This window comes from Roseateles cavernae (genome assembly GCF_040187885.1).
Classification (GTDB): Bacteria; Pseudomonadota; Gammaproteobacteria; order Burkholderiales; family Burkholderiaceae_C; genus Roseateles_E; species Roseateles_E cavernae.
The window spans coordinates 184,820-204,677 of the sequence record NZ_JBDPLH010000008.1 but is presented as its reverse complement, the minus strand read 5'-3'; the positions used below and the strand labels follow the sequence as shown (position 1 = coordinate 204,677).

17 protein-coding genes are annotated in these 19,858 nt (G+C 68.3%); 7 read left to right on the top strand and 10 right to left on the bottom strand.

Annotated elements, in window-relative coordinates:
* Positions 1–22 precede the first annotated feature (22 nt).
* Together earP and efp are read left to right on the top strand one after the other, a co-directional pair.
* Positions 23–1,078, top strand: coding sequence for an elongation factor P maturation arginine rhamnosyltransferase EarP (gene earP, locus ABGI63_RS19830; RefSeq protein ID WP_349744143.1), 1,056 nt, complete (start codon positions 23–25; stop codon positions 1,076–1,078).
* Between the two features lie 125 nt (positions 1,079–1,203).
* A complete protein-coding gene (gene efp, locus ABGI63_RS19825; RefSeq protein WP_137942436.1) occupies positions 1,204–1,758 on the top strand; it encodes an elongation factor P in 555 nt (184 codons plus the stop codon).
* A gap of 47 nt (positions 1,759–1,805) precedes the next feature.
* Here the strand turns inward: efp and ilvB are convergent, their stop codons facing one another.
* On the bottom strand, positions 1,806–3,533 hold the full coding sequence (ilvB, locus tag ABGI63_RS19820) for a biosynthetic-type acetolactate synthase large subunit (RefSeq protein WP_349744141.1): 1,728 nt from the start codon (positions 3,531–3,533) through the stop codon (positions 1,806–1,808).
* Between the two features lie 99 nt (positions 3,534–3,632).
* On the opposite strand from ilvB, the gene ABGI63_RS19815 reads away from it, so the two are divergent.
* On the top strand, positions 3,633–4,094 hold the full coding sequence (locus ABGI63_RS19815; protein WP_137942434.1) for an Lrp/AsnC family transcriptional regulator: 462 nt from the start codon (positions 3,633–3,635) through the stop codon (positions 4,092–4,094).
* A 3-nt stretch (positions 4,095–4,097) separates the two neighbouring features.
* On the opposite strand, the gene ABGI63_RS19810 is transcribed toward ABGI63_RS19815, so the two are convergent.
* The 9 genes from ABGI63_RS19810 to ABGI63_RS19770 form a co-directional block, all read right to left on the bottom strand.
* Entirely contained in the window at positions 4,098–4,943 is an 846-nt protein-coding gene (locus tag ABGI63_RS19810) for a 2OG-Fe(II) oxygenase (RefSeq protein ID WP_269840738.1), read from the bottom strand.
* Between the two features lie 20 nt (positions 4,944–4,963).
* Positions 4,964–5,746, bottom strand: coding sequence for a peroxide stress protein YaaA (gene yaaA, locus ABGI63_RS19805; protein ID WP_349744139.1), 783 nt, complete (start codon positions 5,744–5,746; stop codon positions 4,964–4,966).
* 37 nt (positions 5,747–5,783) lie between these two features.
* The gene (locus tag ABGI63_RS19800) at positions 5,784–6,677 is read right to left on the bottom strand and encodes an EamA family transporter (protein ID WP_349744137.1); all 894 of its coding nucleotides are present in this window, start codon (positions 6,675–6,677) and stop codon (positions 5,784–5,786) included.
* Positions 6,678–6,828: 151 nt separating this feature from the next.
* Positions 6,829–8,205 (bottom strand): TolC family outer membrane protein, encoded by a 1,377-nt coding sequence (locus tag ABGI63_RS19795; RefSeq protein ID WP_262968098.1) that lies wholly within the window; start codon positions 8,203–8,205, stop codon positions 6,829–6,831.
* An 80-nt stretch (positions 8,206–8,285) separates the two neighbouring features.
* Positions 8,286–8,627 (bottom strand): rhodanese-like domain-containing protein, encoded by a 342-nt coding sequence (locus ABGI63_RS19790; RefSeq protein ID WP_349744136.1) that lies wholly within the window; start codon positions 8,625–8,627, stop codon positions 8,286–8,288.
* Positions 8,628–8,632: 5 nt separating this feature from the next.
* A complete protein-coding gene (locus tag ABGI63_RS19785; protein WP_349744134.1) occupies positions 8,633–9,283 on the bottom strand; it encodes a protein-L-isoaspartate O-methyltransferase family protein in 651 nt (216 codons plus the stop codon).
* 41 nt (positions 9,284–9,324) lie between these two features.
* Positions 9,325–12,558, bottom strand: a complete 3,234-nt coding sequence (locus ABGI63_RS19780; protein WP_349744133.1) for an efflux RND transporter permease subunit — start codon at positions 12,556–12,558, stop codon at positions 9,325–9,327.
* A 6-nt stretch (positions 12,559–12,564) separates the two neighbouring features.
* Complete coding sequence (locus tag ABGI63_RS19775) at positions 12,565–13,689, bottom strand: efflux RND transporter periplasmic adaptor subunit (protein WP_349744132.1); 1,125 nt, start codon at positions 13,687–13,689, stop codon at positions 12,565–12,567.
* On the bottom strand, positions 13,686–14,369 hold the full coding sequence (locus ABGI63_RS19770) for a TetR/AcrR family transcriptional regulator (protein ID WP_349744131.1): 684 nt from the start codon (positions 14,367–14,369) through the stop codon (positions 13,686–13,688). The genes ABGI63_RS19775 and ABGI63_RS19770 overlap by 4 nt, the downstream gene beginning before the upstream one ends.
* 143 nt (positions 14,370–14,512) lie before the next feature.
* On the opposite strand from ABGI63_RS19770, the gene ABGI63_RS19765 reads away from it, so the two are divergent.
* Genes ABGI63_RS19765 through mnmH form a run of 4 tightly spaced genes read left to right on the top strand, consistent with a single transcriptional unit; the run spans position 14,513 to position 19,843 of the window.
* Positions 14,513–15,337, top strand: coding sequence for an undecaprenyl-diphosphate phosphatase (locus ABGI63_RS19765; protein WP_349744130.1), 825 nt, complete (start codon positions 14,513–14,515; stop codon positions 15,335–15,337).
* A gap of 30 nt (positions 15,338–15,367) precedes the next feature.
* Positions 15,368–16,174 (top strand): type I methionyl aminopeptidase, encoded by an 807-nt coding sequence (gene map / locus ABGI63_RS19760; RefSeq protein WP_137942423.1) that lies wholly within the window; start codon positions 15,368–15,370, stop codon positions 16,172–16,174.
* A 4-nt stretch (positions 16,175–16,178) separates the two neighbouring features.
* Positions 16,179–18,788, top strand: coding sequence for a [protein-PII] uridylyltransferase (locus ABGI63_RS19755; RefSeq protein ID WP_349744129.1), 2,610 nt, complete (start codon positions 16,179–16,181; stop codon positions 18,786–18,788).
* On the top strand, positions 18,785–19,843 hold the full coding sequence (gene mnmH / locus ABGI63_RS19750; protein ID WP_349744128.1) for a tRNA 2-selenouridine(34) synthase MnmH: 1,059 nt from the start codon (positions 18,785–18,787) through the stop codon (positions 19,841–19,843). Before ABGI63_RS19755 ends, mnmH begins: the two co-directional genes overlap by 4 nt.
* Positions 19,844–19,858 lie beyond the last annotated feature (15 nt).

The following is a 19,858-nucleotide window of genomic DNA, read 5'->3' as shown; positions in this document are numbered from 1 at the left end:
TGTGCCGCCAGATAATCCGGCGATGAGATTGCAATGGGATCTGTTCTGCCGCGTGATCGACAACTATGGCGATATCGGCGTGAGCTGGCGGCTGGCCCGCGATCTGGCGGCGCGCGGCCAGACCGTGCGGCTGTGGCTCGATGATGCCTCGGCGCTGGCCTGGATGGCGAGCGACGGCGCGCCGCAAGGTATCGAGGTGTTGGCCTGGGACAGCGCCGATAACGCAGCGGCGGTCGGCGATGTCGTCGTCGAGACCTTTGGCTGCGAGCTGCCGCCGGCCTTTGTCGCGCGCATGGCGGCCCGGCCGGCGCCGCCGCAATGGATCAATCTGGAGTACCTCAGCGCCGAGCCCTATGTCGAGCGCAGCCATGGCCTGGCCTCGCCGCAATTCAGCGGCCCCGGCGCCGGGCTGTCCAAGCGCTTCTTCTACCCCGGCTTCACGCCGCACACCGGCGGCCTGCTGCGCGAGCCCGAGCTGCTGCAGCGCCAGCAGCGCTTCGACGCCCCCGCCTGGCGGGCCGCCCAAGGCATCGCGCCGCGGCCGGGCGAGCGCCTGCTCAGCCTGTTCGCCTATGCCAACCCGGCGCTGCCGGCGCTGCTGCAGGCACTGGCCGACACGCCGACCCTGCTGCTGGTCTGCCCCGGTGCGGCCCAGGCCCAGATCGCCGGGCTGGCGCTGCCGCCGACGCTGCGCTGGCAGGCCCTGCCCTACCTGAGCCAGCCCGAGTTCGACCACCTGCTGTGGGCCTGCGATCTGAACTTCGTGCGTGGCGAAGATTCCTTTGTGCGTGCCCAGTGGGCAGCGAAGCCCTTTGTCTGGCAGATCTATCCCCAGCACGACGGTGCCCATGGGCCCAAGCTGGAAGCCTTCATGGACTTGTGGCTGGCCGATGCGACGCCGGAGCTGGCAGCGGCCAGCCGTGGCCTGTGGCGCGCCTGGAATGGCTTGGCGGCCTGGCCGGCCGGCCTGCCGCAAGCCGAAGCCGCGCAGCGCCATGCGCAAAGCTGGCGTGCGCATTTGGCAGCGCAAGCCGATCTGAGCGCCCAGCTGCTGCGTTTCGTCGGCGTTTCAGGCTAAAATCTCGGGCTTTGCCGCGCCATGGGAGTTTTCGGGCGCGCGCTGGGCACCTGCTTTCACCTGTCCGAGAGCAAGCCAGCCCCCAACCACGACTCCAACGACTCCCTCAACGGACCCGAACACTCATGAAGATCGCTCAAGAAATCCGCGCCGGCAATGTGATCATGCACGGCAAGGACCCGATGGTCGTGCTGAAGACCGAATACAGCCGCGGTGGCCGCAATGCCGCTACCGTGCGCATGAAGCTCAAGAGCCTGCTGAACAACTCCGGCACCGAAGTCGTGTTCAAGGCCGACGACAAGATGGACCAGATCATTCTGGAAAAGAAGGAGTGCACCTACTCCTACTTCGCCGACCCGATGTACGCCTTCATGGACGCCGAATACAACCAGTTCGAGGTGGAAGCCGAGAACATGGGTGACGCCCTGTCCTATCTGGAAGACGCGATGCCCGTGGAAGTGGTGTTCTACGAAGGCAAGGCCATCTCGGTCGAGCTGCCGACCAGCCTGGTGCGCGAAGTGACCTGGACCGAGCCGGCCGTCAAGGGCGACACCTCGGGCAAGGTGCTCAAGCCTGCCAAGATCTCCACCGGCTTCGAAATCCCGGTGCCCATCTTCGTGGCCCAGGGCGACAAGATCGAAATCGACACCCGCACGCACGAGTACCGCAAGCGCGTCTAAGCACTCGCGATCCATGACAAGGGCACCTTCGGGTGCCCTTGTTCATTTCAGGCCATGTACTGGCGGCCCTTGCCGAGCAGAACCTCGTGATGCCCCGCGCCAGCGGGAATCATCGGGAAGCAGTTCTCCTCGGCCGCCACCACCACGTCCAGGAAGAACGGCCCCTCGCTGGCCAGGCACTCGGCCAGCGCCGCGTCCAGTTCCTCGCGCCGCTCGACCCGTCGTGCCTGCCAGCCGAAAGCCTGGGCCAGCGCGACAAAGTCCGGCAGCGCCTCGGTATAGCTGTGGCTCAGCCGGTTGCCGTGGATCAGCTCCTGCCACTGCCGCACCATGCCCATGCGGCCGTTGTTGCTGAGCACCACCTTGACCGGCGTGCGGTGCTGGGCCGCGGTCGACAGCTCCTGGATATTCATCAGGATGGACGCATCGCCGCTGACGCAGACCACCAGGGCCTCGGGGTGCGCGATCTGCGCGCCGATCGCGGCCGGCAGGCCATAGCCCATGGTGCCGGCGCCACCCGAGCTGAGCCAGCGGCCGGGCCGCTGCTGGCGCAGGTATTGCGCGGCCCACATCTGGTGCTGGCCCACATCGGTGGCGACGATGGCATCGCGGTCGGCCAGCTGCGCATCGAGCCGGCTCATCAGGGCCTGCGGCAGGATGCAATCGCTGCGGTCCTCGAAAGCCAGCGAGCGCTCGGCACGCCAGCCCTCGATCCGCGCCCACCAGTCGCCCAGATCACAGCCCCCCTGCCAACCCTGCTCCAGCGCCCGCAGGCTGGCGCCACAGGCACCCAGAAGGGCCACGTCGGCCTTGACCACCTTGCCGATCGAGCGCGGGTCGATGTCCAGATGGATGACCTGGGCCTGCGGACAGAAGGCATCGAGCCGGCCGGTCACACGGTCGTCGAAGCGCGCACCGACGCAGACCACCAGATCGGCATGGTGCATCGCCAGATTGGCCTCCAGGCTGCCGTGCATGCCCAGCATGCCCAGCGACTGCGGATCGTCGGCCGGGAAGGCGCCCAGCCCCATCAGGGTCAGCGTGCAGGGCGCGCCGCTGGCCCGCACCAGGCGCGTGAAGACCGCACAGGCCGCCGAGCCGGCATTGATCAGCCCGCCGCCGCCATAGAAGACCGGCCGGCGCGCCTGCGCCAGCAGGGCCAGTGCGGCCTGGACTTGAGAGGCCGCCGGCAGCACAGGGGCAGCCATGGGCAACACCGGTGCCCGCCACGCCGCCACCGGCGCCAGCTGCACATCCTTGGGCACATCGACCAGCACCGGCCCCGGCCGCCCGCCGGCCGCCTTGGCATGGGCCAGCGCCAGGGTCTCGCTGAGCGCGGCGGCCTCGCGCACCTGCACATTCCACTTGGTCACCGGCCGCGAAATCCCCAGCGCATCGCATTCCTGGAAGGCGTCGGTGCCGATGGCCGTGGTCGCGACCTGGCCGCTGATGCACAGCACCGGGATCGAGTCGCACAAGGCATCGAGCAGGCCGGTGGTGGTGTTGCTCATGCCCGGCCCCGAGGTCACGAAGACCACCCCGACCCGGCCGGTCGTGCGCGCATAGCCCTGGGCCGCATGGACGGCGGCCTGCTCATGGCGCACCAGCACATGGCGCAGCCGCGGCTCGGCGTACAGCGCGTCGTACAGCGGCAGCACCGCGCCGCCGGGATAGCCGAACACGGTGTCGACGCCCAGGCTCAGCAAGGTCGCGATCAGGGCCTCGGCGCCATTGGCAGGCATGGCGTGGGGCAGGTCTTGGAGAACAGCATTCATGCCCTCACTGTGCCCAAGCTCGCCCAGAAATTGCTGCTGAAATTTCCTGCACAAGACTTCAATTCAGGAAAACTTCCTTGATGAATAGAATCCGGCAGCATGAAACTCGATAAATTCGATCTGGCCATCCTGACCGAGCTGCAGCGCGACGCCCGCATCAGCCTGCAGGAGCTGTCCGGCAAGGTCGGCCTGACCAGCTCGCCCTGCTGGACCCGCATCAAGCGCATGGAAGAAGCCGGCGTCATCGAGGGCTACTCGGTGCGCGTCAATGCCGCCAAGATCGGCCTGGCCGACACGGTGATCGTGCAGGTGACCCTGAACGATCATTCGGACGCCGCGCTGTTCGAGTTCGGCCGCGCGCTGGAGCAGATCCCCGAGGTGCTGGAGGCCTTTCTGGTTTCGGGCGACTACGACTACTACGTGCGCATCGCGGTGGCCGACACCCGCGACTACGAGCGCCTGCTGCGCGAGCGGCTCTACAAGATCCCCGGCATCCGCCACAGCAAGAGCAGCTTTGTGCTGCGCCAGCTCAAGCAGAGCCAGCTGCCGCTGAATCGCTAGCGGTCATTCGAAGCGCCGTTCGCGCAGCCATTTGGTCGCCACCCATTTCTCGCCGGCCAGCACCGGCGCGCCGCCATGCAGGCTTTGCGTGATCGGGTGCGGCCGGTCATAGCTGAAGAACACCGCATTGCCCTTGATCGGCGCGACCTCCAGGCCGATGTCGGGAAAGATCGTCGCGCCGCCCTGCTCGGGCGTGTTCAGGTACATCACCAAGGTGGCGACCCGCTGGCCGCCGCGCTGCAGGATGGGCGGCGTGCTGGTGTGGCGCGGGTCGAAGTAGTCGTAGTGCGGCAGGTACTCGGCCCCGGGCCGATAGCGCAGCACCTGCAGGCCCTCGCCGTTCTCGACCGGCCAGTTCAGCAAACGGGCGATGCGGGCCTCGACCCGCCGGCAGATCTCGTTCTCGCCACGCTCGAAGAACATGCCCTCGCTGGTGCGCGCGGCATTGACCTCGCTGCCATCGGCCGAGGCCGCCACCGTCTCCGAGCGGGCCAGGCGGCTGGCCGCCGCCGCGCGCATCAGATCGCACTCCTCGTCGGACAGCAGGCCGCCGAACACCAGCAGGCGCGGCAGTTGCAGGCTGACCAGCACGCCGACCGCGCGGTCGCCGGCATTCAAGAGCGGCGGCGCACCGCTCAGGTCGGGCTCGGGCACCGCGCTGGGCACCGGCAGGACCAGGCCCTGGCCCGGCACGAAACCGGCGACGCTCTGCGCCAGCGCCTGGGCCGCGACGGTCTCGTCCCAGCCGCTCTTGAGCATGGCCTGCAGCACCTGTTCGGCCGTCAGCCCGGCCTTGGCCTGCTCGACGATCCAGCGCTGCAGCTCGGGCGTGATGGTCTGGGCACTCATGGTGGACTCCTCCGGCCCTTTCAGCCCAGGCGGCGGCGAAACAGCAGGCGCTCGGGCGTCGACAGCTCGGCCTGGTAGGCATAGCCGTCGAGATCGAAGTCCCTCAGGCCGGTCGGCGTATCAATGCGCCGCGTGATCGCATAGCGCGCCATCAGGCCGCGCGCCCGCTTGGCGAAGAAGCTGATGATCTTGTACTGGCCGTTCTTCCAGTCCTCGAACTGGCACTCGATCACGCGCGGCTGCAAGGCCTTGCGATCGGCCGCCTTGAAATACTCCTGCGACGCCAGATTGACGATCACCGGCACCTGCTGCTGGGCCGCGCGCGCATTCAGGTGCTCGGCCAGCGTGTCGCCCCAGAAGCCGTAGAGATGGCTGCCGCGCTCGGTGGCCAGCTTCGTGCCCATCTCCAGGCGGTAGGGCTGCATGCGGTCCAGCGGCCGCAGCGCGCCGTACAGCCCGGACAGGATGGCCAGATGCTGCTGCGCCCATTGCAGGTCCTCGACAGCCAGGCTCTTGGCGTCCAGACCGTCATAGACATCGCCGTTGAAGGCCAGCACCGCCGGCTTGCTATTGGCCTCGGTGAAGCGAGGCTGCCAGGCGTGGTACCGGTTCACATTGAGCTCGGACAAGGCCGGGCTCAGGTCCATCAGCGCGGCGATATCGGCCGCCGTCTTGGTCTTCAAGACCTTGATCAAGGCCTTGGACTGGGGCAGGAACTGCGGCTCGGTGGCGAGCTTGAGCAGCGGCGCGGCGACCGGGGTGTCGTAGTCCAGCGATTTGGCGGGCGAGAGCAGATAGAGCATGGCGCCATTTTGCCCGCTTCGGCAAGGCCTGACGGGGTCAGGCCTTGCGCCCGCGCAGCAGCAGCACGACGCCGACCAGCACCACCAGGGCCGCCAGCCACTCGTAGCCGCTGACCACCTCGCCGGCGATCACCACCCCGAGCAGCATCGCGATCACCGGATTGACGAAGGAGTAGCTCGACGCCAGGCCGGCCGGCGCCTCGGCCAGCAGCACCATATAAGCATTGAACGCGATCAGCGAGCCGAACACCACCAGATACAGCCAGGCCCAGACCGCCTCGCCGCGCAGCGGCAGGCTCAGGGTCTCGCCGCTGAGCAGGCTCAACAGCATCAGCACCGCACCGCCGGCCAGCATCTCGCTGGCAAAACCCATGGGCCCGGCCGCCAGCGCAAAGCCGCGCTGCGACAGGACGCTGCCCAGCGCCCAGCAGGCGCAGGCCGTCGTGATCGCGACCAGGCCCTGCGGCGAGGCGCCGAAACCCTGGCCCTGGGTCAGCATCAGCACGCCGAACAGGCCCACGACGATGCCGGCCAGCTCCAGCCGGCTGGGCAACACCCGCCACAGCAGGTTCAGCGCCGCAATCATCAAGGGCATCACCGCGATGAAGGCGACCACCAGGCCCGAGCCGACGGTCTGCTCGGCCGTCGCCGTGCCGCCCATGCCGCCGCCCAGCATCAGGCTGCCCACCAGCAGCGCATTGAGCCATTGGCGCGGGCCCGGCCAGGCCGCGCCGCGCCAGCGCATCCATGCGGCCAGCAAGACACCGGCGGCCAGGAAGCGCGTACCCATCTGGAAGAAGGGCGGAAAGCTCAGCAAGGCGTACTTGATGGCCAGATAGGTCGAGCCCCAGACCAGCCAGGTGGCGGCCAGGCAGGCGATCACGCGGGGGCTCAGACCGCCGCTGAGGCTCAGGGTGTTGCTGCGATCCATGGTGAGCAATGCGAGGGAGTTGAGGCGCCGGCTTGAGGATGAGTCGGATACTGGACGTGGACCGGTGTGACCTCGATCGCACAAGAAAAGAAAACGCCGACCACCGCGAAGCGGCGTCGGCGCAGTCCCCAGGCCTGAAGGCCTGGCCTTCTTACTTTGACAGCAGCGTGTTGACCGCCGCCACATCCTCGGGGCGCAGCTGGCCAGCGGCCTGGCGCAGGCGCAGGCCGGTCAGCACCACGTCGTAGCGGGCCTTGGCCAGGTCGCGCTGGGTCGCATAGAGCTGGCTCTGGGCGTTCAGCACATCGAGGTTGACGCGCACGCCGACCTTGTAGCCCAGCTGGGTGGCTTCCAGCGCCAGCTTGCTAGACGACTCGGCGGCCTCCAGAGCCTTGACCTGGGCGGCCAGCGACTGCACGCCGAAGAAGGCGCGGCGCGTGCCCTCGGCCACCGTGCGGCGGGCAAACTCCAGGTCATTGCGCGAGCGCTCCTGCAGCGCCAGGGTTTCCTTGATGCGGTTGCTGTTATAGCCACCCGTGTAGAGCGGCAGATTCATCTCCACCGCGACCGAGCCCTGCCCGCCTGTGCCGGGCAGCTGCGCGCCGCGGCCGCGGGCATTGCTGACGCCCAGATTGCCGCTCAGGTCCACCGTCACGCCGTCCGCCGCCCGCGCCTTGTCGGCTTCCAGGCCCGCCACATCCAGGCCCAGCCGGGCCTTGCGCACCTGGGGGTGCAGCTCGTCGGCCTGATTGACCCAGGGGTCCACCGTCAAGGGCGTCACGGCCGGCAGCGCCACCGGCACGGCCAGCGGCTTGGGTTCGACGCCGGAGCGGCCGACGATCTGGTCCAGCGTGATGCGCTTGATGCGCAGATCGTTGTCGGCCGCCAGCTCGCGGGCGCTTTCCACATCGAAGCGGGCCTGGGCCTCGCGGGTGTCGGTGATGGTGGCGGTGCCGACCTCAAAATTGCGCTTGGCCGAGGCCAGCTGCTCGGCGATGGCGGCCTTGCTGGCCCGTGTGGTCGACAGCACATCGCCGGCTGCCAATACATCGAAATAGGCCTGCGAGACGCGCACGATCAGGTCCTGCTCGGCGATCTCCAGATCGGCCTGGGCGACATTGAGCCCGCGCTTGGCCTGCTCGATCGTGATCTTGTTGCTGCGGTTGTACAGCGCATAGTTGGCACGCAGGCCGGCCTGCACCGTGCTCGATCCGACCCGGTCGCCGGCCACCTTGGCGCCACCGGCGCCATAGACCGTTGGCGGATCGCTCTGCAGATGGGTGCCGCTGACGCCCAGACCCAGCGTGGGCCGGTCCAGCGCATTGGCCTGCTCGGCCTTGTAGATGGCCGAGTCGGCCTGGGCCCGGGCGGCCAGATAGCCGGCGTCATAGACGCGCGCGGCTTCGTAGAGCTCCAGCAGGCTTTGCGCCTGGGCGCTGGCCGCAGCGCCGAAAGCCAGGGCCACGCACAGTGACAGTCGGGTCAATGAAGAACTCATGCGCGAATGCGGGCTTGTCTTCTTCTTCATTTTCTGATCAGCGAACATGAGGCTTCCTTGGCTTGCGATGAGTGTTGTGAAGGCCTGGGCCGGCACTTCGGGTGCTAGGGTCAATATCTGGGCACGGACGGATCGGCCTCGCAGGACCAGGCGTCAATGCCGCCGGCGAGGTTATAGACCGACTCGAAGCCCTGACGCTCCAGGAATGCGACGACCTGCAGACTTCGCACGCCATGATGGCAATAAACGACGACAGGCTGCGCCGGGTCCAGCTCCGCCAGGCGAGCGCTCACCTGCCCCATCGGCATCAGCGTGCTGGCCACCCCGTCCAGCCGGATGCTGGCCAGCGCGGCCTCCCAGGGCTCGCGCACGTCCAGCAGCAGCGGCGCCTGGCCGGACGCCCCGCCGGCGCACAGAGCCCGCGCGGCTTCAATAGACAGCTGCTGCGGCATGCGGCTCAGAACGAGAAAGCGGTGTGCTCGGCAAAGCCGGGCAGGCGCGGCGCGACGGTGTCAAACAGCACCGTGCTGCTGAAGCCCGCACCCGAACGGGTGTAGAGCGTGGCGCGCATCACCGGCAGTTCGCCGACGATGGCCGCCAGCCGGCCACCGGGCTTGAGCTGGTCCAGCAGGGCCTGCGGCACCTCGGCCACCGAGCCCGCCAGCAGGATCACATCGAACGGCGCCTCGGCGGCCAGGCCCTGGGCGCCATGGCCCTCGCGCACCTTGGCATTGCTGACACCGTTGCGCCTGAGCGTCTCGGCCGCCAGCTTGGCCTGCTGGGCATCGGCCTCCATGCTGATCACGCTTTGGGCCTTGTGGGCCAGCAGGGCCGTCAGATAACCGGCGCCGGTGCCGATCTCCAGCACCTTCTCGTGGCGCGCCACCTTCAGCTCCTGCAGCAGCCGGGCCTCGACCCGCGGCGCCAGCATGGCGCCACCGTGCGGCAGCGGGATCTCGGTGTCCATAAAGGCCAGCGCCCGGTGGGCCGGCGGCACGAAGTCCTCGCGCTTGACCAGGGCCAGCAGCGACAACACGCCCTGGTCCAGCACATCCCAGGGGCGGATCTGCTGTTCGATCATATTGAAGCGGGCTTGTTCGACGTTCATAAGGTTCCTCGAAGACGGTCTTTCTGACTGCAGCGCGGATTCTATTTCGGCGGCGCCACGCTTTGGCCCTGCCAGCGCCGCCGCGCCCACTGCGACAGATCATCCAGATAGCAATAGATCACCGGCACCACCACCAGGGTCAGCAGCGAGGAGGTGATCACGCCGCCGATCACCGCCTGCCCCATCGGCGCGCGCTGCTCCGAGCCCTCACTGAGCGCAAAGGCCAGCGGCACCATGCCGAAGATCATCGCCAGCGTCGTCATCAGGATGGGCCGCAGCCGCACCTGGGCGGCGCGCAGCAGGGCCGCCTCGCGGCCCATCGGCTCGGCGTCGACGCCATGGCCATGCTCGCCCTCGCGGGCGCGGATCGCGAAATCGATCAGCAGGATGGCGTTCTTGGTCACCAGACCCATCAGCATCACGATGCCGATGATGGAGAACATATTCAAGGTCGAGCGGAAGGCCAAGAGCGCCAGCACCACGCCGATCAGCGTCAGCGGCAGCGAGCTCATCAGCGCCAGCGGCTGCAGAAAGCTCTTGAACTGGCTGGCCAGAATCATGTAGATGAAGACGATGGCCAGGGCCAGCGCGCCGACCGCGTACTGGAAGGACTCGTTCATATTCTTGGTCGAGCCGCCGAAGCTGTAGCGGTAGCCGGGCGGGAAGGCGGTGTCGTCCAGCACCTTCTTGATATCGGCCGAGACCTCGCCCGAGCTGCGGCCCAGCGCGTTGGCGTCTATCGTGATCTCGCGGTTCAGGTCGCGGCGGTTGATCTGGTTCGGGCCGGTCGAGGGCCGGATCTCGGCCACCTGGGACAGGCGCACGACCCGCGCCGCGCCGTCGGCGGCCGGCGCCACCGGGATGGGCAACTGCGCCAGATCGGCCAGGCTGTCACGCCCCTGGGGCGCCAGTCGCAGCAGCACGTCGTAGTTCTCGCCATCGGGCGCACGCCAGTTGCCCACCGTCGTGCCGGCCAGCCAGGTGCGCAGCGAGCCGGCCAGCGCGTTGACATTGAGCCCCGCGTCGGCGGCGGCCTCGCGTTTGACCTCGATGGCCACGGTCGGCTTGTCGGGCTTGAGCGTGCTGTCCAGGTCGACCAGGCCGGGGATCTGCTGCAGCCGCGCGATCACGCTCTTGGACAGGCGCTCCAGCTCCTTCAGGTCGGCGCCCTGGATCGAGAACTGCAGGCTCTTGCCGCCGCCCAGATCGGTCTGGCCGATATTGGTCACCGTGATGCCCGGTATCGTCGCGAGCTTGTCGCGCAGCGGCGTCACCAGATCGTTGACGCTGCGTCGGCGATCCTTGCGATCCGTCAGCCGCACATAGATCGCGCCATAGATCTTGCCGGCCGCGAAGCCGCTGTTGATCGTGGTCACCGTGTAGCGGACTTCGGGCAGCTCGCGCAGCAGCGCGTCGATCTGCCGGGCGCGCGCCTCGGTGACCTCCAGCGAGGAACCGACCGGGGTGTAGAAATTGACCTGCGTCTCGGACAGATCGGCCTTGGGCACGAACTCCTTGCCGATGCCGCCCAGCAGCGCAAAGCTCAGCAGCAGGGTCGCCAGCGCCACCAGCAGGGTCAGGCCCTTGTGAGCCAGCGACCAGGCCAGGATTTTCTGATAGCCCTCCGACAACCATTCGGTGAAGCGCTCGAAGGCACCGGTCACCCGGCCTATGGTCTTGTCATACCAGCTCACCGGCGGGCCGCCACCATGGGCGGCCGGGTCGTGCCAGACGCTGGACAGCATCGGGTCCAGGGTGAAGCTGACAAACATCGAGATCAGCACCGCCGCGACGATGGTGATGCCGAACTCATGAAAAAACTTGCCGACGATGCCGCCCATGAAGCCGATGGGCAGGAACACCGCGACGATGGACAGCGTCGTCGCCAGCACCGCCAGGCCGATCTCCTGCGTGCCGTCCAGCGCCGCCTGCTTCGGACTGGCGCCCATCTGCACATGGCGCACGATGTTCTCGCGCACGACGATGGCGTCGTCGATCAGCAGGCCGACGCACAGGCTCAGCGCCATCATCGTGATGTTGTTGATCGTGAAGCCGAAGAGGTACATGAACAGAAAGGTGCCGATCAGCGCGATCGGCAGCGTCAGCCCGGTGATCACGGTCGAGCGCCAGCTGTTCAGGAACAGGAACACGATCAGCACCGTCAGCGCGGCGCCCTCGATCAGGGTCTGGCGCACATTGGCCACCGAGACACGGATGGCGCGCGAGTTGTCGCGGTTGACCTCGGTCTTCAGGCCCGCAGGCAGCAGGCCTTGCGCCTCGGCCAGCGCGCGCTGCAATCCGTCGACCACCGCGATGGTGTTCTCGCCCTGGCTCTTCTGCACGCTCAGAAGCACGGTGCGCTGGCCGTTGTAGAGCGCCAGGCTCTCGATCTCCTGCGGGCCGTCGACCACATCGGCGATCTGCCAGAGCTTGATCGAGGCGCCGTTCTTGCGCGCGACGACGATGTCGCGGAAATCCTCGGGCCGCTTGAGCCGCGCATTGATCTGTACCACCCGCTCCTGCACGGCCGAGCGGATATTGCCCAGCGGCAGCTCCTGGTTCTCGCTGCGCACGGCGGCCAGCGCCTGCTCCATCGTGATGCCCAGCGCCTCCATCGCGGCCGGCCGCAGCTGGATCTGGATCTGGCGCTGCAGCCCCCCGACCACGCTGACCGAGCCGACGCCGCGCACATTCTCGAGCCGCTTCTGCAGCACCTGCGTGGCCCAGGTGGTCAGCTCCTGGGTGCTTAGGCATGAAGCCCCCACGGTATCGCTGGCGATGCCTGCCCCCCGAGAGGGCGCGTCCGGCTTGGGGCGGCCCGGCGCCGGACAGCCATCGGTCGACAGCACAGCGACATTGAAGATCGGCACGCTCTGCGGGTCGAAGCGCGAGATGCGCGGCTCCTTGACCTCGTCGCGCAGCGTGGGTCGCATCAGCGCGACCTTCTCGCGCACGTCCTCGGCCGCCTTGCGGCCATCGACATCGAGATTGAACTCGACGATCACCACCGAGCTGCCCTCGTAGCTGCGCGAGGTCAGCGCGCTGATGCCGGCCACCGTGTTGACCGCCTGCTCGACCTTCTTGGTCACCTCGCTCTCGACGATCTCGGGCGAGGCGCCCGGATAGTCCATCTGCACGACCACGGTCGGGAAGTCGATGTTCGGGAACTGGTCGACCGAGAGACGCTGGTAGCTGAACAGGCCCAGCACGACAAAGGCCAGCATGACCATCACGGCCATCACCGGGTTCTGGATCGAGACGCGGGTGAACCACATGGGCGGTCAGCGCGCGGCGGCCGGCATCAGCTTGACCGCCGTGCCCTCGGCCACCTGGCCGGTCGCGCCGCGCAGCACCTGGGCGCCCTCGCCCAGGCCGCCGACAATCTCGATCACCGGCTGCCCGTCGACCTCGCCGCTGCGGCCCGGCTCCACCGTCTGCGCCAGCACCCGGCCCTCGCGCACCAGCAGCACATAGGGCCGCGCCTTGTCGATGCGCAGCGCATCGGCCGGCAGCACCAGCCCCTCGCGGGGATCCAGCACCAGGCTGCCGCGCGCGAACAGGCCGTGGCGCAGCCCCGGCTTGGGCTCGACCCGCAGATAGAGCAGCACCGCGCGCGAGCCGGCCTGGGCGGCCGGATTGATGCGCGAAAGCGTGGCCGTGATGGGCAAGTCCTGACCCTCGACCTGCAGCTGCGCGGTCGCGCCGATCTGCAGGCCGGCGATCTGCTCGGCCGGCACCGCCGCTTCCAGCTCCAGCCGGCTCAGGTCGACGATCTCCAGGATGCGGCCGTCCAGCGGCACCCGCTCGCCGGGCTGGGCCAGACGCTGCGAGACCTGGCCGCTGATCGGCGCGATCAGCCGCGCGTCGGCGCGGGCCTTGCGCGCCAGCTCGACCGCGGCCTGGGCCGACAGCCAGTTGGCCTGGGCCGCCGCCTCGCCGGAGGCCGAGGACTCCAGCGCGGTGGCCGAGATGAAGCCCTGGCCGACCAGAGCCCGGTTGTTGTCCAGCGTGCGGCGGGCAATTTCCTGCTGAGCCTTGGCGGCGGCTGCGCCCTGCTCGGCCTGGCGCAGCCGCCAGTCGAGCTCGGTGGCATCCAGTTCGCCGAGCAGCTGGCCGGCGCGCACGGGGTCGCCCTCGCGCACCGTCAGCGTCTTCAGCTCGGCCGCCACCTTGGCCTTGACCAGGGCCAGGTCCAGCGCCTTCAAGCCGCCCGACAGCGCCAGGCTGCGCGCAAAGCGCTGGCGCGTGGCGCTGGCCACATCGAGCGCGCCCAGTTCCAGCACCGCGCCGCTCTTGGCGGCCACCGGTGGCGCCGCCGGCCTGTCGCGCCGCGACAGCAGCACCAAGGCCAGCGCCAGCAGCGCCAGGCCCAGCAGCAGGAGCTTGAACTTGCGGCCCGCTGTCATCGCTCGCTTTCCCTGGCTTGGCTGCCGGGCGACTGGCTCAGCAGCCCGCGCAGCATCAGGTCCAGCTGCACGGCCAGCACGGCCTCGGGCTGTATCGGCGGGCTCAGCATCTGGCAGGCCCCGAAGGAGTGCTCGAACAAGACCATCTGCAGCATCGGGGCGATCAGCACCTGCACGGTCTCGATCACCGGCACCGGCCGGAACTCGCCGCTGGCGATGCCGCGCGCCACCAGGCCGCCGAGCAGCTGATGGGTCGGAACGATGACCTCGTCCAGATAGAACTGGGCCAGCTCCGGGAAGTTGCGCGCCTCGGCCATCATGATCTTGCTGATGCCGCCGGCCGGCCCCAGGCCGACCCGTTGCCACCATTCGCGCAGCACCAGCGCCAGCAGCTCGGCCATGCTGCCCTGGTGCTGGGCGGCGATCTGCATGCCCTCGGCGATATGGCTGGCCAGATTGGCCCGCACCACCGCCTTGAACAGCTCTTCCTTGCTGGGGTAGTAGAGATACAACGTGCCCTTGGACACGCCGGCGCGCGCGGCCACCTCCTCGGAGCGGGTGGCGGCAAAGCCCTTCTCGATGAAAAGGGCCAGCGCGGCCTCCAGCAACTCCTGCGGCCGCGCTTCCTTGCGGCGCTGGCGGGGGCTGGCGGAGGGGATGGAGGCGGGGGACGGCGGCATGCGGCTTGTACTGACTGACTGGTCAGTAATGTACGCAGCACCTACCCGCCGGTCAATCGCGGCTTGTCCGGGCCCCGTTCTTGCAAGCGGTGCTGTCATGGGGCGCCGTTATCATGCGGGCCCAATCAAGCAGGGAGTGAGTGTTGGACGCAGTGCTGTTGATCAAGGCCGCCATCATGGGTGTGGTGGAAGGCCTGACCGAGTTTTTGCCGATTTCTTCGACCGGCCACCTGATACTGGCCGGCGCCCTGCTCGGTTTCGACGACGCCAAGAGCAAGGTCTTCGACATCGCGATCCAGACCGGCGCAATCTTCGCGGTCATCCTGGTCTACTGGCAGCGCCTGCGCGAGGTGGCCGTCGGCTTGGGTAGCGAGGCCCGTTCGCGGCGCTTCCTGATCAATGTGGCGGTGGGTTTCGCGCCGGCCGTGATCCTGGGCCTGCTGCTGGGCAAGGCGATCAAGGCCCATCTGTTTACCCCCACCGTGGTGGCGATCGCGCTGATCGTCGGCGGCTTCCTGATCCTGTGGGCCGAGCGGCGCAAGCAGGCCGTCGTGCGCATCGAGCATGTCGACGACATGACACCGCTGGACGCGCTGAAAGTGGGCCTGGCCCAGTGCGTGGCGATGATTCCGGGCACCAGCCGCTCGGGCGCCACCATCATCGGCGGCATGCTGTTCGGCCTGTCGCGCAAGGCCGCGACCGACTATTCCTTCTTCCTGGCCATTCCGACCCTGATCGGCGCCGGCGCCTACAGCCTCTACAAGGACCGTGCGCTGCTGGCGCTCAGCGATGCGCCGATGTTCGGCGTGGGCCTGCTGTTCTCCTTCGTCAGCGCCTGGATCTGCGTACGCTGGCTGCTGCGCTATATCGCCAGCCACAGCTTCGAGGTGTTTGCCTGGTATCGCATCGTGTTCGGCATCGTGATTCTCGCCACGGCCTGGAGCGGCCTGATTGCCTGGACGGCGTGAGAGGTAAAAGCCGTCTGAGATAATCCGCGCATGACGATCACGATCAAATCCGGCGCCGATATCGAAGCCATGCGCATTGCCGGACGCCTGGCCTCCGAGGTGCTTGACATGCTGACCCCGCATGTGAAGCCCGGAGTCACGACCGAGCAGCTCGACAAACTGGCCCACGACCATATCGTCCATGTCCAGAAGGCCATCCCCGCGCCGCTGAACTACTGCCCGCCGGGCTACACGCCCTACCCCAAGTCGGTCTGCACCTCGATCAACCATCAGGTCTGCCACGGCATCCCGAACGACCGGCCGCTGAAGAACGGCGACATCGTCAATATCGATGTCACCGTGATCAAGGACGGCTGGCATGGCGACACCAGCCGCATGTTCGTCGTCGGCGAGGGCTCGATCGCGGCCAAGCGCCTGTGCGCCTTCACCTACGAGGCCATGTGGAAGGGCATCGCCAAGGTCAAACCGGGCGCGCGCCTGGGCGATATCGGCCACGCGATCCAGACCTTTGCCGAGAACGCCGGCTTCTCGGTGGTGCGTGAGTTCTGCGGCCACGGCATCGGCCAGGTCTTCCATGAAGAACCGCAGGTGCTGCACTACGGCCGCCCCGGCACGCTGGACGAGCTGGTGCCCGGCATGGTGTTCACGATCGAGCCAATGATCAATGCCGGCCGCCGCGAGATCCGCGAAACCGGCGACGGCTGGACCATCGTCACCAAGGACCGCTCGCTGTCGGCCCAGTGGGAACACACGGTGCTCGTGACCGAGACCGGCTACGAGATCTTCACGCTCTCCGAAGGCAGCCCGCCGCCCCCCGCCTTCATCACCGCCGGCTGAGCCCATGCTCGCTACGCCCGGCGGCGGCACCACCCTGGACATCGCCGAGCTGCGCCGCCAGCTCAAGCAGGGCAAGCAGGCGCTGATCGCCGACTTCCTGCAACACAAGGCCAGCGTCACGGCCGCCCACACCCTGATGCGCCAGCTGGCGCGCCAGGTCGACGCGCTGCTGCAGACGCTGTGGGCCCAGGCCGGCATGCCGGCCGGGGCCTGCCTGGCCGCCGTCGGCGGCTATGGCCGCGGCGAGTTGTTTCCCTACTCCGATGTCGATGTGCTGCTGCTGCTGCCCGACGGCTGCGAGGCCCACCAGCCCGGCGCCGTCAAGAGCAGCATCGAGGCCTTCATCACCGCCTGCTGGGACACCGGGCTGGAGATCGGCTCCTCGGTGCGCACCTTGGGCGAATGCCTGCAGGAAGCGGCCGGCGACGTCACGGTGCAGACCGCGATGCTGGAAGCCCGCCCGCTGGCCGGCGCGCGGCCGCTGTTCAAGCGCTTCGAGAAGGCGCTCGGCCAGGCCATGGATGCGCGCGCCTTCCTGCGCGCCAAGACGCTGGAGATGCGCCAGCGCCACACCAAATACGACGACACGCCCTATTCGCTGGAGCCCAACTGCAAGGAAAGCCCCGGCGGCCTGCGCGATCTGCAGCTGCTGATCTGGATCGCCCGGGCCGCCGGCCTGGGCAAGACCTGGCGCGCGCTCAGCGCCCGCGGCCTGATCACGCCCTTCGAGAGCCGCCAGCTGCAGCGCAACGAGGGCCTGCTGAACCTGATCCGCTGCCGCCTGCACGCGGTGGCCGGCCGCCGCGAGGACCGGCTGGTGTTCGATCTGCAGACCGCCGTCGCGCTGAGCTTCGGCTACGAGAACAGCCCCGGGCAGCGCGCCTCCGAGGTGCTGATGCGGCGCTACTACTGGGCCGCCAAGGCCGTCAGCCAGCTCAACCAGGTGCTGATGCTGAACCTGGAGGAGCAGATCAACGGCTCGCAGCAGGACCTGCGCCGCACGATCAACGCGCACTTCATGGAGCGGGCCGGCATGCTGGAGGTCGCCAGCGACGACCTCTACGAGCGCGAGCCCCACGCCATCCTCGAGACCTTTCTGGTCTACCAGCAGACGCCCGGCATCAAAGGCCTGTCGGCGCGCACCCTGCGCGCCCTCTACAACGCCCGCGAGCAGATGAACGGCGCCTTCCGCCGCGACCCGGCCAACCGCGCGATGTTCATGCAGATCCTGCAGCAGCCGGAAGGCCAGACCCATGCCTTCCGGCTGATGAACCAGACCTCGGTGCTGGGCCGCTATCTGTGGGTGTTCCGCCGCATCGTCGGCCAGATGCAGCACGACCTGTTCCATGTCTACACGGTGGACCAGCACATCCTGATGGTGCTGCGCAATGTGCGGCGCTTCTTCATCCCCGAGCATGCGCACGAGTACACCTTCTGCTCGCAGCTGGCCGCGCAGTTCGACAAGCCCTATCTGCTCTATATCGCCGCCCTCTTCCACGATGTGGCCAAGGGCCGCGGCGGCGACCACTCCGACCTCGGCGCGGTCGAGGCCCGGCGCTTCTGCCGCGACCACGGCCTGTCGCGCGAGGACAGCGCGCTGGTCGTGTTCCTGGTCGAGCAACACCTGACCCTGTCCCGGGTGGCACAGAAGGAAGACCTGTCCGACCCCGAGGTGATCGCCGCCTTCGCCCAGAAGATGGGCAATGCACGCCGCCTCACCGCGCTGTATCTGCTGACCGTGGCCGATATCCGCGGCACCAGCCCCAAGGTCTGGAACGCCTGGAAGGGCAAGCTGCTGGAGGATCTGTACCGGCTGGCGCTGCGCGCCCTGGGCGGCGCCAAGCCCAATCTGGCGGCCGATATCGAGGCCCGCAAGCAGGAGGCACGCGAGAAGCTGGCCCTGCATTCGATGCTGCCCGATACCGAGGCGCCGCTGTGGGCCACCTTGGAGCTGAGCTATTTCGCCCGCCACGAGGCCGGCGACCTCGCCTGGCATGCGCGCTCGCTGTGGCGCCATGTGCAGGCCGCCACCCCGATCGTGCGCGCCCGCCCCTCGCCGATCGGCGAAGGCCTGCAGGTGCTGGTCTATGCGCCGGATCGCCAGGACCTGTTCGCGCGCATCTGCGGCTATTTCGATGGCGCCGGCTTCAACATCCTGGACGCCAAGGTCCACACCACCCGCAAGGGCTATGCGCTGGACACCTTCCAGGTCACCAGCTCCGACCTCGAATCGCATCACCGCGATCTGGTGCCCCTGGTCGAGGCCAAGCTCGGCGAGGCGCTGAACGCCGAGGGGCCGCTGCCCGAGCCCAAGCGCGGCCGCTTGTCGCGCCGGGTCAAGTCCTTCCCCTTCACGCCGCGCATCGCGCTGCGGCCCGACGAGCGCGCGCAGCGCTGGCTGCTCTCGATCAGCACCAGCGACCGCGCCGGCCTGCTCTATGCAATCGCCCGCGTGCTGGCCCGGCACGGCATCAATCTGCAGCTGGCCAAGATCTCGACCCTGGGCGAGCGGGTCGAGGACACTTTCCTGGTCGACGGCGCCGCGCTGCAGCAGAACAAGGCCCAGCTGCAGATCGAAACCGAGCTGCTGGACGCCGTCTCGCTGCCTTCATGAGCACCCTGCCCTCCCATGTCGTCGCGGCGCCCGAGGCGCTGGCCGAGCTGGGCCGCTTCGACGCCATCATCGACGTGCGCACGCCGGCCGAGTTCGCCGAGGACCATCTGCCCGGCGCACTGAACTGGCCGGTGCTCAGCAACGAGGAGCGCATCGTCGTCGGCACGCTCTACAAAAGCTCGCCCTTCGAGGCCCGCAAGATCGGCGCGGCCATGGTGGCGCGCAATATCGCTGCCCATCTGGATGCGCATTCGGCGCCGCTGCCCAAGAGCTGGCGGCCGCTGGTCTATTGCTGGCGCGGCGGCCAGCGGTCCGGCGCGATGACCTGGTTCCTCGGCCAGATCGGCTTCAAGGCACGCCAGCTGCAAGGCGGCTACAAGGCCTACCGGGCCCAGGTGCGCGAGGACCTGGCGCAATGGCCGGCGGCGCTGCAGCTGCAGCTGCTGTGCGGCCGCACCGGCAGCGGCAAGACGCGCCTGCTGCAGGCCCTGGCCGCCGAAGGCGCCCAGGTGCTGGATCTGGAGGCCTGCGCCGCGCATCGCGGCTCGGTGCTGGGCGGCCTGCCCGGCGAGCCCCAGCCGAGCCAGAAGCGCTTCGACAGCCTGCTATGGCTGCGCCTGCGCGCGCTCGACCCATCCAGGCCCATCTACGTCGAGAGCGAGAGCCGCAAGATCGGCCAGCTGCGCGTGCCCGAGGCCTTGCATGAGCGCATGCGCGCCAGCCCCTGCCTGTGGCTGGAAATGCCCGAGGCCGCGCGGGTCGAGCTCCTGCTGCAGGACTATGCGCATTTCCGTGCCGATCCCGAGGGCTTCTGCGCCCTGATCGACGGCCTGATCACGCTGCGCGGCCGCGACACGGTGCGCAGCTGGCAGGCCCAGGCCCGCGCCGGCGACTGGGCCACGCTGTTCGCCGCGCTGATGCGCGAGCACTACGACCCCGGCTACGAGCGCTCGCTGCAAGGCCATTTTCCGCAGCTGGCCCAGGCGCGCCGGCTGGAGCTGGCCAGCGCCGAGCCGGCGGTGCTGCAAGACCTGGCACGACAGCTGCCGGCCTGATCCAGGTCAAGATGG

Bases quoted from the DNA above. Each gene is read 5' to 3' on its own strand.
- earP (WP_349744143.1), top strand. From the start codon at position 23: ATGAGATTGCAATGGGATCTGTTCTGCCGCGTGATCGACAACTATGGC.
- efp (WP_137942436.1), top strand. From the start codon at position 1,204: ATGAAGATCGCTCAAGAAATCCGCGCCGGCAATGTGATCATGCACGGC.
- ilvB (WP_349744141.1), bottom strand. From the start codon at position 3,533: ATGAATGCTGTTCTCCAAGACCTGCCCCACGCCATGCCTGCCAATGGC.
- ABGI63_RS19815 (WP_137942434.1), top strand. From the start codon at position 3,633: ATGAAACTCGATAAATTCGATCTGGCCATCCTGACCGAGCTGCAGCGC.
- ABGI63_RS19810 (WP_269840738.1), bottom strand. From the start codon at position 4,943: ATGAGTGCCCAGACCATCACGCCCGAGCTGCAGCGCTGGATCGTCGAG.
- yaaA (WP_349744139.1), bottom strand. From the start codon at position 5,746: ATGCTCTATCTGCTCTCGCCCGCCAAATCGCTGGACTACGACACCCCG.
- ABGI63_RS19800 (WP_349744137.1), bottom strand. From the start codon at position 6,677: ATGGATCGCAGCAACACCCTGAGCCTCAGCGGCGGTCTGAGCCCCCGC.
- ABGI63_RS19795 (WP_262968098.1), bottom strand. From the start codon at position 8,205: ATGAAGAAGAAGACAAGCCCGCATTCGCGCATGAGTTCTTCATTGACC.
- ABGI63_RS19790 (WP_349744136.1), bottom strand. From the start codon at position 8,627: ATGCCGCAGCAGCTGTCTATTGAAGCCGCGCGGGCTCTGTGCGCCGGC.
- ABGI63_RS19785 (WP_349744134.1), bottom strand. From the start codon at position 9,283: ATGAACGTCGAACAAGCCCGCTTCAATATGATCGAACAGCAGATCCGC.
- ABGI63_RS19780 (WP_349744133.1), bottom strand. From the start codon at position 12,558: ATGTGGTTCACCCGCGTCTCGATCCAGAACCCGGTGATGGCCGTGATG.
- ABGI63_RS19775 (WP_349744132.1), bottom strand. From the start codon at position 13,689: ATGACAGCGGGCCGCAAGTTCAAGCTCCTGCTGCTGGGCCTGGCGCTG.
- ABGI63_RS19770 (WP_349744131.1), bottom strand. From the start codon at position 14,369: ATGCCGCCGTCCCCCGCCTCCATCCCCTCCGCCAGCCCCCGCCAGCGC.
- map (WP_137942423.1), top strand. From the start codon at position 15,368: ATGACGATCACGATCAAATCCGGCGCCGATATCGAAGCCATGCGCATT.
- ABGI63_RS19755 (WP_349744129.1), top strand. From the start codon at position 16,179: ATGCTCGCTACGCCCGGCGGCGGCACCACCCTGGACATCGCCGAGCTG.
- mnmH (WP_349744128.1), top strand. From the start codon at position 18,785: ATGAGCACCCTGCCCTCCCATGTCGTCGCGGCGCCCGAGGCGCTGGCC.